Source organism: Curtobacterium sp. VKM Ac-2861, assembly GCF_013204965.1.
Lineage (GTDB): Bacteria > Actinomycetota > Actinomycetes > Actinomycetales > Microbacteriaceae > Curtobacterium.
Genome location: NZ_JABMLA010000001.1, coordinates 677,621 through 692,306, shown reverse-complemented (window position 1 = coordinate 692,306; position 14,686 = coordinate 677,621). Strand labels below are relative to the sequence as shown.

The following is a 14,686-nucleotide window of genomic DNA, read 5'->3' as shown; positions in this document are numbered from 1 at the left end:
TTCGCCGAGTGGTCACCATGTGTCGTCGCCGTCGCCGGCGAGCGACGGTTCGTGACCGCTCGGCGGCACGCGTGCGAGCGCGTCGTGACCAGCGGCCGGGCGGCGTGCGGTGGTCGACGTGACCGTAGGACGGACGGGAGGCCCGTGGCGACGCCGCCACGGGCCTCCCGTCCGCTGTCCCGTCGGTCAGGGCAAGCCGCTCACGTCCGCCGAATGGTCACCACGTGGCGTCACCGGCGTCGACGGGCGACGGTTCGTGACCGCTCGGCGGCGCGCCCGCGGCGAGCGGCCCGGCGCAGTGCGTCAGCGGCGGGACGCGATCAGGTCGTCCTCGATCTCGGCGTCGGTCTTCGGCTTGGCGTCCTTGCGGCGCTGCCGCTCCTGGGCGCGCTCGCGTTCCTCCGGGTCGTCCTGGTTGAGGTTCCGGTACTCCTGCACCATCACGTACGCCAGGAACCCGAAGCCGCCGGCCGCGAACAGGAACCACTGGATGAAGTAGCTCAGGTGCAGGCCGGTGTCGGCAGTGGGACGCTCCCAGCCGAGCGGGCGCGCCTCGGTCGGGGCGGGGGACTCGGAGGCGAGCTCGCCGTACGCACCCGTCCAGATCGGGGTGTCGACCTTCTTCGCGACGTCGGCCAGGGTCACCGACTGCACCTGGTCCGTGTGCGCGGGGTCGGTACGGCCGGGGATCCGGGGCTCGCTCTGCTGCAGCCGGACGATCGCCGTGACGTCGCCCGACGGGGGAGCGGGTACGTGGTCGGGGGCGTCCTGCGCGTTGCCGGTGGGGACCCAGCCGCGGTCGACGATGAACGCCCGGCCGTCGTCGGTGACCAGGGGGGTGAGGACCTCGAAGCCGGGCTGGCCGTTGTGCACGCGGTTGCGGACGAGCAGCTGCGCGTCGATGTCGTAGCGGCCGGTCACGGAGACGCGGAGCCACTCCTGCTCGTCCTGCCAGCTCGACGCCGTCGGCAGCGCCTGGTCGAGGGGGACCGGGGTGTGGTCGTAGTTCTGGGCGACCTGCTCGTTCTGGCGCACCGCTTCGTTGCGGCGGTCCCACTGCCACATGCCGAACAGCGCGCACACGATCGCGAAGGCCACGGCGATCGCGAAGTACCCGAGCCAGCGGCGACTGCGGACGAAGTGCCAGCCGACGAAGGGCTCGTCCGGGTCCTGAGTGGGGCGTTCGTCGTCCGGCACGGAGCGACGGGCGTGGTCGGCGGCGCGCTGCAGCTTGGCAGCGTGCTTCCGGCCGTACCGGGAGTGCGGGTCGAAGTCGTCGGTCATCGACCGGTGCCGGTGGAGCGCACCCCGACGTCGTTCTTCGGCGACGAGGCGGGGTCGCGTTCGTCGTCGAGCCGGTCGACGTCCTCGTGCATGCCGGTGACGCGCACCGGGAAGGTGCGGGACCGCAGGTAGTCGGCGAGGAAGTCGCGGTGCTCCTCGCACGCGGCCCAGATCTTCACGCGGTCGGCGGAGTGGATCCGGGGGTTGCGCCAGTTCACCCGCCACGCTGCCGTGTTGGAGCAGCCGGCTCGGGAGCAGACCGGGGTCGAGCCCGGTTCGGTGTGCAGGTCGAAGGTCGCGCCCATCAGCGGGGTCCCCACATCTTCGAGCGGTCGCCGTTGCGCTGCCACTCGTCCTGCGCGTGCTGCGCCTGCTGCCGGAGGCGGTCCTGCTCGTCGCGGTAGGCCTGGGCCCGGTCCTCTTCCTGCTGCTCGCGGAGGCCGGGGTCGACGGCGTCGTAGAGCTGCATCGCACCGGCGGGCGAGATCATGTCGCTCTCGGTCCGGCTGCCGGCGTTCGCGACGATCACGGCGACCCAGGGGATCACGGCGGCGAGGACGATCGGCACGACGGCGATCCAGGAGTGCCAGATGGAGTAGACGAGCACGGCCACGACGAAGAGGACGACGCGGATGGCCATCTGCCACACGTAGCGGGACAGGCGGTGCGCCCGGTCCAGCTCCGGCGAATCCGGGAGCGTGGTGATGCTGGTGTGCGTGCTCTTCATACAGATGGTCTCCGTCTACCCGTGGTCCAGCCTAAGCCTCCGGGGCCGATCGTGGGTGCGCCGCGCGCGAACGGGCTGCGGTGCTGGCTCCGCTACGCTCGTCCGGGCGTGTCCGCCGACCCGTCGGCACGACACGACCGCACACCACCACCGAACGGAGCGACCATGAGCACCCCCCGTACCGTCCTGATCACCGGCGGAAACCGCGGCATCGGCCACGCCCTCGCCGAGCGTTTCGTCGCCGCCGGGCACCGCGTCGCGGTCACGTCGCGCAGCGGACAGGGCGGACCCGAAGGGGCCCTCACCGTGCAGGCCGACATCACCGACACGGCCTCGGTGGACGCCGCCTTCACGCAGGTCGAAGCCGAGCTCGGTCCGATCGAGGTGCTCGTGGCCAACGCCGGCATCACGAACGACCAGCTGCTGCTCCGCATGTCCGAGGACGACTTCACGAGCGTCGTCGACACCAACCTGACCGGCACGTTCCGGGTCGTGAAGCGCGCCACCAAGGGCATGATGAAGGCGAAGTTCGGCCGCATCGTGCTCATGTCGAGCGTCGTCGGCGCCTACGGCCAGATCGGCCAGGTCAACTACGCGTCGTCGAAGGCCGCCCTGGTCGGCATGGCCCGGTCGATCACCCGTGAGCTCGGCTCGCGCGGCATCACCGCCAACGTCGTCGCGCCCGGGTTCATCCAGACCGACATGACGGCCGCGCTGTCCGACGAGCTGCAGGCCGAGTTCAAGAAGGCGATCCCGGCGGCCCGGTACGGCACGGTCGACGACGTCGCCGACGCCACGCTGTTCCTGGCGAGCGACGGGGCCGGCTACGTCTCCGGCGCGATCATCCCGGTCGACGGCGGCCTCGGCATGGGCCACTAGCCAGCGCCTGCGCGTCGTTTCGTGCTCAGCGACAGTTCACGGGTGCTCGCGCGCGTGACGTGCCGCTGAGCGCGAAGAACCGGACGGTCCGCTCAGCCGCGCAGGCCGAGCGTCGCGAGCACAGCGGACAGGTCGCGGTCCACGACGGCGACGTCCGCCTGCTCCCGCACGCGCGGCTTCGCGTCGAACGCCACCGACAGGGCGGCGACGCGCATCATCTCGAGGTCGTTCGCCCCGTCGCCGATCGCGACGGTGCGGACCGCGTCCACGCCGTCGGCCTCGGCCCACTCGCGCAGGGCGACGGCCTTCGCGTGCGCGTCCACGACGTCGCCGAGCACACGTCCGGTCAGCACGCCGTCGGACACCTCGAGTCGGTTCGCCCGGCAGTGGTCGAGACCGAGCTGCTCGGCGAACGGGTCGAGGACCTCGTGGAACCCGCCGGACACGACACCGACGGTCCCACCGGCGGCGTGCACGCCGCGGACGAGTTGGTCGGCACCCCGCGTCACGCGGACCGCCTGCTGTGCGCGTCGGAAGACGTCGACCGGGAGGCCCGCCAGGGTCGCGACACGCTCCCGGAGGCTCTCGGCGAAGTCGATCTCCCCGCGCATGGCGCGCTCCGTGATCGCCGCGACCTGTGGCCGGGTCCCGGCGGTGTCGGCGAGGAGTTCGATCACCTCGTCCTCGAGGAGGGTGGAATCGGCATCGAGGACGACGAGGAAGCGGGGCACGGACCAACGGTACCGACAGACGGAGGCACGGCCCGCGTCCGTGACGCGAGCCGTGCCTCCTGTCCGTCCGTTCGTCGGTGCGGCCGACGCTACGCGTCGACGCGGACGCCCTTGCCGACCACGGTGATGCCCGACTCGGTCACGGTGAAGCCGCGGGCCTCGTCGGCCTCACGGTCGATGCCGACCTGCGCACCCGGCGCGATGACGACGTCCTTGTCCAGGATCGCCCGGTTCACGACCGAACCGGCGCCGATCGTCGCCCGCTCGAACACGATCGAGTCGAGGACCTTCGCGCCGGAGTCGATCCCGCACCACGGGCCGATCATGCTGCGTTCGACCTGTGCGCCCGACACCAGGCAGCCGAGCGACACGAGCGAGTCGACCGTCGAGCCGGTGTTGCCGTTGGCGTCCCGCACGAACTTCGCCGGCGGCAGGTTCGTCTGCTGGTTGAAGATCGGCCAGTCCTGGTTGTACAGGTTGAACACCGGCACCGGGGCGATGAGGTCCATGTGCGCGTCGAAGAACGAGTCGATCGTCCCCACGTCGCGCCAGTAGTACTTGTCGCGGTCGGTGGACCCGGGGACCTCGTTGCGCTGCAGGTCGTAGACCCCGGCGTCGCCGCGGTCCACGAAGTCGGGGACGATGTCGCCGCCCATGTCGTGCGCAGACGACTCGACCTGGCCGTCGCGGAGCACCGCGTCGACGAGGGCGTCCGCGTTGAACACGTAGTTGCCCATCGAAGCGAGGACCTCGCCGGGGGAGTCGGCGAGCCCGACCGGGTTCTTCGGCTTCTCGAGGAAGGCGTCGATCTTCGTCGGGTCGTCGGCGTCCACCTGGATGACACCGAACTGGTCGGCGAGCTCGATGGGCTGACGGATCGCCGCGACGGTGGCGCTGCGACCCGAGGCGATGTGCGCCTCGACCATCTGGTGGAAGTCCATCCGGTACACGTGGTCGGCGCCGACCACGACGACGATGTCGGGACGCTCGTCGCGGAGCAGGTTGAGCGACTGCAGGATCGCGTCGGCCGAACCGGCGAACCAGCGCTTGCCGAGTCGCTGCTGCGCAGGGACCGACGCCACGTAGGACCCGAGCAGGCCCTCCATGCGCCAGGTCTCGGCGACGTGCCGGTCGAGACTGTGCGACTTGTACTGGGTGAGGACGACGATCTTCTGCAGACCGGAGTTCACCAGGTTCGACAGCGCGAAGTCGATGAGACGGAAGTTCCCGCCGAACGGGACTGCGGGCTTCGCCCGGTCGGCCGTGAGCGGCATGAGCCGTTTCCCCTCGCCGCCAGCGAGCACGATGCCGAAGACCTTCTTTGGTGCCATGCCGCTCACAGTAGGCGTCAGCACTGGGAACCGGTTACCTTGAACCCGTGCGAGTCGATCTACTGACCAGGGAGTATCCGCCGGAGGTCTACGGCGGAGCGGGTGTCCACGTGGCCGAACTGACTGCTGCGTTGCGGTCGGGGACCGACACCGACGTCCGCGTCCGGGCCTTCGGGGCCTTCCGCGACGAAGTCGACGTCTGGGGGTACCGCACGCCGGCCGGCCTCGAGCAGGCGAACGGCGCGCTGCAGGCGCTCGGCACCGACGTGGCCATCGCCGCCGACGTCGAGGGCGCCGACCTCGTGCACTCGCACACCTGGTACGCGAACTCGGCGGGCCGGATCGCGCAGTTGACCTACGGGATCCCCCACGTCGTCACGGCGCACAGCCTCGAGCCGCTGCGCCCGTGGAAGGCCGAGCAGCTCGGCGGCGGCTACCGCCTGTCGAGCTGGATGGAACGCGAGGCGTTCGAGAACGCTGACGGCGTCATCGCGGTGTCGAAGGCCATGCGCGCCGACATCCTGCGCTCGTACCCGTCGATCGACCCGGCGAAGGTGCACGTCGTCTACAACGGCATCGACATCGACGCCTGGAAGCCGCAGGTCGACGAGGACGCCGTCCGCGCCCTCGGCATCGACCCGTCGCGCCCCAGCGTCGTCTTCGTCGGTCGCATCACCCGGCAGAAGGGCCTGCCCTACCTGCTCCGCGCCGTGGCGTCGCTCCCCGAGGACGTCCAGATCGTGCTGTGCGCCGGTGCCCCGGACACCCCGGAGATCCTCGCCGAGGTCACCGGGCTGGTCGAGGGCCTGCGTGAGCAGCGCGAGGGCGTCGTCTGGATCGACCGGATGCTCGCGCACGAGGAGATCGTGAACGTGCTGTCCTCGGGCACCGTCTTCGTGTGCCCGTCGATCTACGAACCGCTCGGCATCGTGAACCTCGAGGCCATGGCGTGCGGCATCCCCGTCGTCGGCACCGGCACCGGGGGCATCCCCGAGGTCGTCGCGGACGGCTTCACCGGTCGCATCGTGCCGATCGACCAGGCGCAGGACGGCACGGGCACCCCGACCGACCCCGACAAGTACGTGGCGGACCTGGCCGCGACCCTCAACGAGGTGCTCGCCGACGAGGGGCTCGCGAAGCTCATGGGCCGTGCCGGACGCCTGCGCGTCGAGTCCGAGTTCACCTGGGACGCGATCGCCACGAGGACACGGCAGGTCTACGACGAGGTGCTCGGCCGGACCCCGTAGGCTGGTCGCATGCCCTCGGTCGTGCGCTTGTCAGACGTCTCCGTGGTCCGCAACGGGGCCACCATCCTCGACTCGATCTCGTGGGGGGTGCAGGACGACGAACGCTGGGTCGTGCTCGGCGCGAACGGCGCCGGCAAGACCACGCTGCTGCAGGTCGCCGGTGCCCAGACGTTCCCGACCTCGGGTGACGTCGAGGTGCTCGGCACCGAGCTGGGCGGCGCCGACCTGTTCGAGCTCCGCCCGCGCATCGGCTTCGCGTCGACCGCCCTGGCCCGGCGCATCCCGGTGACCGAGAAGGTCATCGACGTCGTGCTGACGGCCGCGTACTCGGTGACGGGTCGCTGGAACGAGGAGTACGAGGAGCTCGACGTCCGCCGCGCCCAGCGCGTGCTCGAGGAGTGGGGCCTGGGGTCGTTCACCGACCGCACATTCGGCGAGCTGAGCGACGGCGAGCAGAAGCGCGTCCAGATCGCCCGTGCCGTCATGACCGACCCGGAGATCCTGTTCCTGGACGAACCGGCCGCCTCGCTCGACCTCGGTGCCCGTGAGAGCCTCGTCCGCACCCTCGGCGGCTACGCCCAGAGCGCCGACTCGCCGGCCATCGTGATCGTCACCCACCACGTCGAGGAGATCCCCGCCGGGTTCACCCACGCGCTGGTGCTCGCCGACGGCCACGTGCAGGCCGCCGGGCCCATCGACGAGGTCCTGACCGACCAGACCCTGACCGAGGCGTTCGGCATCGCGCTGTCCGTCACGAAGGACGCCGGTCGGTACACGGCGCGCGCGTCCTAGCGCTGCGATCGCGCCGTCCGTCTGGTAACGTTGACGGCTGGCGCAAGCCGATGACTTCCCGCGCATCTCGCGCAATCCCACCACCGCTACCGCTATCGAGGAAACTCCATGAAGACCGACACCCACCCCGAGTACCGCGCCATCGTCTTCCGTGACCTGGCCTCCGGTGAGACCTTCCTGACGCGTTCGACCGCGAACAGCGACAAGACGATCGAGCTCGACGGTGCCACCTACCCGGTGATCGACGTCGAGATCTCGTCCGCCTCGCACCCGTTCTACACGGGCAAGCAGCGCATCCTCGACTCGGCCGGTCGCGTCGAGAAGTTCAACCAGCGCTTCAAGGGCTTCTCCAAGTAGTCCTTCGGTAACAGCAGAACGGGCGGTCCTCCTTCGGGAGGACCGCCCGTTCTGCGTCGTGCGGCCGGTGCGCGGATCAGGCGCCGTTGCGGTGCGGCCAGCGACCGTCGGCGGTGAAGGACGGGTCGCGCTTCTTGCGCATGTACTCCTGGAACGACGTCGCCTGCTCGGCGCACCACCCGACCTGCTTGCGGTGGAGCTCTTCTGCCGAGATGCCGAGCTCGTCCTGGTACTTGCCCGCGATGGCCTGGGCGACCCGACCTGCGGCGATGGCGTCGGCACCGGCGTCGTGTGCGTCGTCGAGGGTGACGCCGTACAGCTCGGACGCCGCCTCGAGCGTGCGCTTGCCCTTGCGGAAGGTGTCGAGGGCCTTGTCGATCACGAGCGGGTCGACGACGTTGCCGATGACGGGGGAGGCGAACCCGTGCCGCTTTGCCTCGCGGTCGAGGACCGTCAGGTCGTACGGGGCGTTGTAGATCACCAGCGGGATGCCGCGGGCGAACACCGCCTCGATCGCGGCGATGATCTCGGCGACGACCTCGGCCGCGGGACGCCCCTCGGCCTGGGCGCGCTCGGTGGTGTAGCCGTGCACGGCCGCGGCGCCCTCGGGGATCGCGATGCCCGGGTCGGCGATCCACGCACCCTCGGCGATGGAGGCACCCGTCATGTCGATGAGGCCGACGTGCGCCGTGACGATCCGCGCCGTCTCGACGTCGACACCGGTGGTCTCGAGGTCGAAGACGCCGAGGGCGTGCCACCAGGGGCGTCCGGAGAGGTCCTGCGCCGGGGCGTGCGTGTCGAGCCGTGCTGTCGGATCCAGCTGTGCTGTGGGGAACGTCACGCGGTCAGGCTAACGGGACGCACCGACACGACCGGTGCTACCCGACCGGCGCGCCGACGTGCAGCCAGTAGAACGACTGCGTCCCGAGGGTCAGCGTGACGGTGCCGTCCTCGTCGAACGCGGGGAACGAACCGCCGCCGAACAGGTCGTAGAGCGGCCGACCGGCGAACTCCGGCGCCGACACCGTGACCGACGTCGGGTTCGTGGCGAACGAGAACACGCACAGCACGTCCTCCGCCGACGGCCCGAACTGCTGCCCGGAGCCCTCCCACGAGCGCACGAAAGCGAGCACCGACTCGTTCGAGGTCTCCTGCACGTGCAGGGTCCCGAGCCCGAACACCGGGTGGGCCTTCCGCACGTGGATGACGTTGCGCACCCAGTGCAGCAGGGAGCGGGACTGGGCGAGCTGCGCCTCGACGTTGACCTGCGCGTAGTTGTACACGAGCGACTGCACCACGGGCAGGTAGAGCTTGCCCGGGTCTGCCGTGGAGAACCCGGCGTTGCGGTCGGGAGTCCACTGCATCGGCGTGCGGGACGAGTCGCGGTCGGGCAGCCAGATGTTGTCGCCCATCCCGATCTCGTCGCCGTAGTACAGGAACGGCGAGCCCGGCAGCGAGAACAGCAGCGCGTGGATGAGTTCGAGTTCGGCACGCGAGTTGTCGAGCAGGGGAGCGAGCCGGCGGCGGATGCCGATGTTGGAGCGCATCCGGGGGTCGTAGCCGTACCAGCCGTACATGGCCTGCCGGTACTCCTCGCTCACCATCTCGAGCGTGAGCTCGTCGTGGTTGCGGAGGAACACGCCCCAGGCTGCCGCGGACGGCACGTCGAGTGTCTCCGACAGGATCGCCGACAGCTCCTTGGCGTGCTGCGCGCGGAGCGAGTAGAAGATGCGGGGCATCACCGGGAAGTCGAACGCCATGTGGCACTCGGGCTCCTCGTCGGTGCCGAAGAAGGCGGCGGTCTCGCGCGGCCACTGGTTCGCCTCGGCGAGCAGGACACGGCCGGGGTACTCGTCGTCCACCATCGCGCGCATCTTCTTGATGAACTCGTGGGTCTCCGGTTCGCCCTCGCCGTTGCCCTCTTCCGACTCGAACAGGTACGGGATCGCGTCGAGCCGCAGACCGTCGACACCGAGGTCGAGCCAGTGCCGCACGACGTCGTACACGGCCTCGACCACCGCGGGGTTCTCGAAGTTCAGGTCGGGCTGGTGCGAGAAGAACCGGTGGAAGAAGAACTGCCGGCGGACCGGGTCGAACGTCCAGTTCGACTCCTCGGTGTCGACGAAGATCACCCGGATGTTCGGGTACTCCTCGTCGGTGTCCCGCCAGACGTAGAAGTCACCGAAGGGACCGTCGGGGTCCTCGCGGGACTGCTGGAACCACTCGTGCTGGTCGCTGGTGTGGTTGATCACCATGTCGATGACGATGCGCATGTTGCGCTCGTGCGACTTCGTGACGAGCTCGCGGAAGTCGTCGAGCGTGCCGAACTCGGGCAGGATCGCCTTGTAGTCGGCGATGTCGTACCCGCCGTCGCGCATCGGCGACTGGAAGAACGGCGGCAGCCACAGGGCGTCGACGCCGAGCCACTGCAGGTAGTCGAGCTTGCCGATCACGCCCTGCAGGTCGCCGATCCCGTCGCCGTTCGAATCGACGAACGAGCGGATCATGCACTCGTAGAAGACCGAGCGCTTGTACCACTGCGGGTCGAGCGTCAGGCCGGGCAGCTGGATCGGGGCTGTGAAGGTCACCGTGCTCCTCGTCGTCGTCGACGGGCCCGTCGACGGCCCGCCCCGGACACGATAGGCGCGCGATGCTGCGGGTGTCCGGGGTTTCGTGCGGTTGTCTTCGTAGACTGGCGCCGATGCAACCGCCCGTGCTCTCCCCGTACCAGTCGCTCATGGCCGCCACCCCGGTGGTCCACCGGTCCGTGCAGGTCGACGGCCGCACCACGCACTACTGGGAGTACGGGCCGTCCGACGCGACGCAGACCGTCCTGGCGGTGCACGGGTTCCGCGGGGACCACCACGGCCTCGAGACGATCGCCGCGCACCTGCAGGACGTCCGCGTGATCGTGCCCGACCTGCCCGGCTTCGGCGTGTCCGACCCGTTGCCGGTGTCGGACATCGAGTCGTACGTCGGCTGGCTGCGCGCGTTCCACGAGGCGCTCGGGCTCGGCCGCGACGCCGTCGTCCTCGGCCACTCGTTCGGGTCGATCGTGGTGTCCGCCACCGTGGCTGCCGGGCTCGATACCCGGCTGCTCGTCCTCGTGAACCCGATCGCCGCCCCGGCGCTGCAGGGGCCCCGCGCGGTGGGCACCGGGATCGCGATCGGCTACTACAAGGCCGGCGCGGTGCTGCCGAAGCCGATCGGGCTCGGGATCCTGCGGAACGCCGCCATCGTGCGGGTGATGAGCATCGCGATGCTCAAGTCGCACGACCGCGGGATGCGCCGCTGGGTGCACGACCAGCACGACCGGTACTTCTCGGCCTTCGCGAACCGCACGAGCGTGCTCGAGGTGTTCCGCACCTCGGTCTCCCACGACGTGTCCGAGTACGCGGACCGGATCGACGTGCCGGTGCTGATGATCGCCGCGGAGCACGACGACATCACGGCCGTCCCCGAGCAGCGCGCCCTGGCCGGCCGCCTGCGCGATGCCGAACTCGTGGTCATCCCCGGGGTCGGGCACCTGGTGCACTACGAGACACCGGCACCGGCCGCTGCGGCGGTGCTGCGCCGGATGGCGGACACGGCCGCGCGCCCTGGACGGGGCCGCGGCACCAAGGCGGGCCGATCGTCGGGCGCGGGCCGGGCCTCCCGGACGACCGCGACGAAGGCCAGCGCGACCGAGGAGACCGACGCGTGACGCGCCTGCGGATCGGCATCGACTGCCGCTACGTCCGGATCGGCCGGCACGACGGCATCAGCCGCTTCACCGCCGGAGTGGCCTGGAACCTGCCCGACCGGCACGACGCCGTGCTGCTCGTCCACGACGAGCGCCAGCTCGAGTCCCTGCCGCGCGACCTGCCGTGGGAGCTGCTGCCGGCACCCACCGACGCGGGGGAGCCGCTCGTCGCACGGCGGGTGAACCGGCTCGGCCTCGACGTGGTGTTCTCGCCGATGCAGACGATGGGCTCGCGGGGGCGCGACTACGCACTCGTGCTCACCCTGCACGACCTGATCTACTACCGGAACCGGACACCTCCGCGCGAGTTCTCGTGGCCGCTCCGGCTCGGGTGGCGCGCGTTCCACCTGTCGTGGGTGCCGCAGCGCGTCCTGCTGAACGGTGCCGACGGGGTGGTCACGGTGTCCGAGACCACCGCGGGGCTCATCGCCGAGCACCGGCTGACGAAGCGTCCGGTGACGGTGGCGTACAACGCTGCCGACCCGGCGACTCCGCGTGCGGCGGATGCGCCGCGCGAGCGTTCGCTCGTCTACATGGGGTCGTTCATGCCGTACAAGAACGTCGAGACGCTGGCGGCCGCGTTGCCGCTGCTCGGAGCGGACTGGACCCTGCACTGCATGTCGCGGGTGTCTGACGCCGACCGCGCACGGATCGAGGGGCTCGCGCCGGCCGGCTCGATCGTGTTCCACGACGGTGCGACCGACGAGGAGTACCTGTCGGTGCTCCGATCCGCCACGGCCCTGGCGACGGCGTCGTACGACGAGGGCTTCGGCATCCCGCTGGTCGAGGCGATGGGCGTCGGGACCCCGGTCGTCGTGAGCGACATCCCGATCTTCCGCGAGATCGGGGGCGATGCGGCCGAGTACTTCGACCCGGCGTCGCCGTCGGCGGTGGCGGCTGCGGTGCGGCGGGTCGAGGAGCGGTGGGACGAGGCCTCGGCGCAGTCGGTCGAGCGGGCCGCGCGGTTCCGGTGGCAGGACTCGGCGGAGCAGGTCGTGCGGGCGGTCGAGCGGGCCGTGGCCGACCGGCGCGCGCGGTAGCGGGGCGCGGGGGCGGGGCGCGTCGGTCGATGCGATACGACATGGTCGACGTCGTACGACATCGGATTCGTCGTTCCGCGTCGGCCACACGACCGGCGACCGCTACTTCGCCGCGACCACCTCGACGCTCGCCCCGGGGAACACCTTGTGCGTCTCCTCGGTCACGCGCGCCACGATCGGCGGGACGGCGGCCCCTCGCCCCGGGGTCTCGACGACGATCGACTGGTCGGCGGCGCGGTCCGACGGCGTGCCACCGCGTTCCCACGAGCAGCGGACGGCCGTGACCCCGCCGATGTGGTCGAGCGTGTCCGCCAGCACCAGGCGCTTCGCGGTCACCGTGCGGGAGTCGGAGACACCCACCTCGAGGGCACCGAGGTCGGCGATCGCGACCACCCGGACGCCGTTGCCACCGGCCGAGTCGGTCGCGCTGCTCAGCGTCTCGACCAGGTCGGTGCGCGCGGCAGGGTCGAGCGACGGGTCGGCCGTGATCGTCGCGGTGGCGTCGTAGCTCGCGAAGCCGGTCTTCTCGGCCGGGTGGTGGCGGACCTCGGTGACGCCCGGCACGTCGGCGAGCCGGTCGTCGAGGCGGTCGAGTGCCAGGTCCGGCCGGGGGAACACGCCGCCGATGCCGGTCTCCACGCTGCCGATGATGGTGCCGAGCACGAGGGCGATCACGCCGGCGACGACGACGGTGCTGCCGCCGATGACGAGCCAGGTGCGTGCCCGTTGCCCCATCGTGCGGGTCTGCACGCTGGCGGTCTCGGGGCCGAAGGCACGGTCGAGGTCGTCGTCCTGCTGGTCAGTGGCTTGCCAGCCACCCGGGTCGGTTCCGTCGGTCACCATGTCGCCCCCTGGTTCGGGTGCGTCGGAGCCTAGTCGCAGGACGGCCGCCCCGTCCGCGCAGGGCGCTCCTCAGCCCCGGCGTTCCAGCGGGTTCTGGTAGTCGAACGCGTACCGCCCGGGTCCGTCGGAGACGTCGTCGATCGGGTCGTCGAACCGGACGAGCTCCGCGTGGAAGCGTTCGGGGTCCCAGCGGAACGAGTGGATCGAGCCGTTGCGGATCGGGGTGGCGTGCCGGTCGGCGGTGCCGGGCGCCGCCTCGTTGACCACGCTCCGGATCACCGCGCCGTGGGTGGCGACGACCACGACCCCGCCGTCGAAGCGCACCGCGATCTCACCGAGCGTCTCCGTGATGCGGGCGAGCAGCGCGGACCGGGACTCGCGGCCCGGGATGTCGTCGTGCGGGTACATCGCCGTGACCTCGGTGTCGGTGAGCCCCTCGGCTTCGCCGTAGGAGCGTTCGGCCAGCCCGGCGTACGTCACGGGTGCCGCGAGGCCGAGCCGGTCGGCGATGATCGTCCCGGTCTCGGCGGCGCGGGACAGCGGCGAGGCGACGACGGCGTCGAACTGCCGGCGGGTGAGGAGTTCGGCGGCCTCGGTGGCCTGTCGCCGTCCGGTGTCGTTGAGCGGGATGTCGGTGGAACCCTGGATGCGGCGCTGCGCGTTCCAGTCGGTCTCACCGTGCCGGACCAGGTACAGGAGCGTCGTCACCCGTCGATCATCCCAGACGCCGCGGGACCGGCTGCCGTGGGACCGGGTGCCGGGGGACCCGACCCCAGCCGCTCGGCCAGGTGCACCAGCGTCTCGGTCGTCCCGCCGTCGAGCTTCACGGCGGCACGGCGGTCGCTGCGGGTCGCACCGCGGTTCACGATGACCACCGGGTTCTTGCGGCGGGCAGCGTGGTCGACGAGCCGCACGCCGGAGTTCACCGTGAGCGACGACCCCACCACGAGCAGCGCCTCGGCGTCGGCGACGATCGACACCGCCTCGTGGAACTTCTCGGTGGGCACGAACTCGCCGAAGAAGACCACGTCGGGCTTGAGCATCCCGCCGCACACCGAGCAGTCCGGCACCACGAAGCGCTCGACGTCGGTGATCTCGACGTCGCCGTCGGGTTGGAGCTGCACTGAGCCGGGCTCGTCGATCCACGGGTTGGCGCGGTCGATGGTCGTGGCGAGGTCGGCGCGGGAGAACACCTGCCCGCACGTCAGGCAGAGGGCGCGGTCCATCGACCCGTGGATCTCGACCACGCGGCGGGACCCGGCGCGCAGGTGCAGGCCGTCGACGTTCTGCGTGATGACGCCCGTGACGACGCCGGCGTCCTCGAGGGCGGCGAGCGCCCGGTGCCCCTCGTTCGGTCGGGCGGCGGCGAAGCTCCGCCAGCCGAGGTGCGAGCCGGCCCAGTACCGCTGCCGTTTGGCGGCGTCGGCGCGGAACTCCTGGAAGGTCATCGGCTTGCGCACGACCCGCCCGGCGCCGCGGTAGTCGGGGATGCCGGAGTCGGTGCTCAGGCCGGCGCCGGAGAGCACGGCGACGCGCTTGCCGGCGAGCACCTCGAGCACGCGGTCGAGGTCCGCCGCGGTCGGCAGACCGGTCGGCTGACCGGCCGTCGCCCCGGTGGGCGGTCCGGTCGTCGACGCAGCATCATCCAGCACCCTGTTCACGGTACCCTCAACAGCCGACCGTCCCGGTCGCTTCCCCCTTCGGCGAGACGCT

At 71.0% G+C, this 14,686-nt stretch carries 15 protein-coding genes and 1 pseudogene; 6 read left to right on the top strand and 10 right to left on the bottom strand.

The window, feature by feature from the left end; genetic code table 11:
* Window positions 1-303: 303 nt before the first annotated feature.
* The 3 genes and pseudogenes from HQQ88_RS03170 to HQQ88_RS03160 form a co-directional block, all read right to left on the bottom strand.
* Entirely contained in the window at window positions 304-1,284 is a 981-nt protein-coding gene (locus HQQ88_RS03170) for an SURF1 family protein (RefSeq protein ID WP_173168602.1), read from the bottom strand.
* A 98-nt stretch (window positions 1,285-1,382) separates the two neighbouring features.
* Window positions 1,383-1,589 (bottom strand): annotated as a pseudogene (locus tag HQQ88_RS03165) (hypothetical protein); the annotation flags it as partial.
* Window positions 1,589-2,011, bottom strand: coding sequence for a DUF3099 domain-containing protein (locus HQQ88_RS03160; protein WP_123294380.1), 423 nt, complete (start codon window positions 2,009-2,011; stop codon window positions 1,589-1,591). The gene HQQ88_RS03160 and the pseudogene HQQ88_RS03165, both read right to left, overlap by 1 nt.
* A 165-nt stretch (window positions 2,012-2,176) precedes the next feature.
* On the opposite strand from HQQ88_RS03160, the gene fabG reads away from it, so the two are divergent.
* Window positions 2,177-2,890, top strand: coding sequence for a 3-oxoacyl-ACP reductase FabG (fabG, locus tag HQQ88_RS03155; RefSeq protein ID WP_027465673.1), 714 nt, complete (start codon window positions 2,177-2,179; stop codon window positions 2,888-2,890).
* Between the two features lie 92 nt (window positions 2,891-2,982).
* On the opposite strand, the gene serB is transcribed toward fabG, so the two are convergent.
* Both serB and glgC read right to left on the bottom strand, forming a co-directional pair.
* Complete coding sequence (gene serB, locus HQQ88_RS03150) at window positions 2,983-3,621, bottom strand: phosphoserine phosphatase SerB (RefSeq protein WP_131920127.1); 639 nt, start codon at window positions 3,619-3,621, stop codon at window positions 2,983-2,985.
* 89 nt (window positions 3,622-3,710) lie between these two features.
* On the bottom strand, window positions 3,711-4,952 hold the full coding sequence (gene glgC / locus HQQ88_RS03145; protein ID WP_123294454.1) for a glucose-1-phosphate adenylyltransferase: 1,242 nt from the start codon (window positions 4,950-4,952) through the stop codon (window positions 3,711-3,713).
* A 47-nt stretch (window positions 4,953-4,999) separates the two neighbouring features.
* Between glgC and glgA the strand changes: the two genes are divergently transcribed.
* The 3 genes from glgA (at window position 5,000) to HQQ88_RS03130 (ending at window position 7,348) form a co-directional block, all read left to right on the top strand.
* The gene (gene glgA / locus HQQ88_RS03140; RefSeq protein ID WP_131847427.1) at window positions 5,000-6,199 is read left to right on the top strand and encodes a glycogen synthase; all 1,200 of its coding nucleotides are present in this window, start codon (window positions 5,000-5,002) and stop codon (window positions 6,197-6,199) included.
* Window positions 6,200-6,208: 9 nt separating this feature from the next.
* Complete coding sequence (locus HQQ88_RS03135; RefSeq protein ID WP_111083979.1) at window positions 6,209-6,991, top strand: ABC transporter ATP-binding protein; 783 nt, start codon at window positions 6,209-6,211, stop codon at window positions 6,989-6,991.
* 108 nt (window positions 6,992-7,099) lie between these two features.
* Window positions 7,100-7,348 (top strand): type B 50S ribosomal protein L31, encoded by a 249-nt coding sequence (locus HQQ88_RS03130; RefSeq protein WP_017887280.1) that lies wholly within the window; start codon window positions 7,100-7,102, stop codon window positions 7,346-7,348.
* A gap of 76 nt (window positions 7,349-7,424) precedes the next feature.
* Here the strand turns inward: HQQ88_RS03130 and HQQ88_RS03125 are convergent, their stop codons facing one another.
* Window positions 7,425-8,189 (bottom strand): 3'-5' exonuclease, encoded by a 765-nt coding sequence (locus tag HQQ88_RS03125; RefSeq protein ID WP_173168601.1) that lies wholly within the window; start codon window positions 8,187-8,189, stop codon window positions 7,425-7,427.
* Window positions 8,190-8,226: 37 nt separating this feature from the next.
* Window positions 8,227-9,936, bottom strand: coding sequence for a maltose alpha-D-glucosyltransferase (gene treS / locus HQQ88_RS03120; RefSeq protein ID WP_111084171.1), 1,710 nt, complete (start codon window positions 9,934-9,936; stop codon window positions 8,227-8,229).
* A 113-nt stretch (window positions 9,937-10,049) separates the two neighbouring features.
* Between treS and HQQ88_RS03115 the strand changes: the two genes are divergently transcribed.
* Window positions 10,050-11,051: an alpha/beta fold hydrolase gene (locus HQQ88_RS03115; RefSeq protein WP_254066824.1), complete on the top strand. Its 1,002-nt coding sequence runs from the start codon at window positions 10,050-10,052 to the stop codon at window positions 11,049-11,051.
* A 5-nt stretch (window positions 11,052-11,056) separates the two neighbouring features.
* Window positions 11,057-12,130 (top strand): glycosyltransferase family 1 protein, encoded by a 1,074-nt coding sequence (locus HQQ88_RS03110; RefSeq protein WP_173168782.1) that lies wholly within the window; start codon window positions 11,057-11,059, stop codon window positions 12,128-12,130.
* Window positions 12,131-12,232: 102 nt separating this feature from the next.
* On the opposite strand, the gene HQQ88_RS03105 is transcribed toward HQQ88_RS03110, so the two are convergent.
* The 3 genes from HQQ88_RS03105 to HQQ88_RS03095 form a co-directional block, all read right to left on the bottom strand.
* A complete protein-coding gene (locus HQQ88_RS03105) occupies window positions 12,233-12,973 on the bottom strand; it encodes a hypothetical protein (protein WP_173168600.1) in 741 nt (246 codons plus the stop codon).
* Between the two features lie 69 nt (window positions 12,974-13,042).
* Entirely contained in the window at window positions 13,043-13,681 is a 639-nt protein-coding gene (locus tag HQQ88_RS03100) for a histidine phosphatase family protein (protein WP_132100333.1), read from the bottom strand.
* Window positions 13,678-14,559 carry a Sir2 family NAD-dependent protein deacetylase gene (locus HQQ88_RS03095; protein ID WP_216834126.1) on the bottom strand — a complete coding sequence of 294 codons (882 nt, stop codon included), beginning with the start codon at window positions 14,557-14,559 and terminating at the stop codon, window positions 13,678-13,680. Before HQQ88_RS03095 ends, HQQ88_RS03100 begins: the two co-directional genes overlap by 4 nt.
* Window positions 14,560-14,686: the final 127 nt, after the last annotated feature.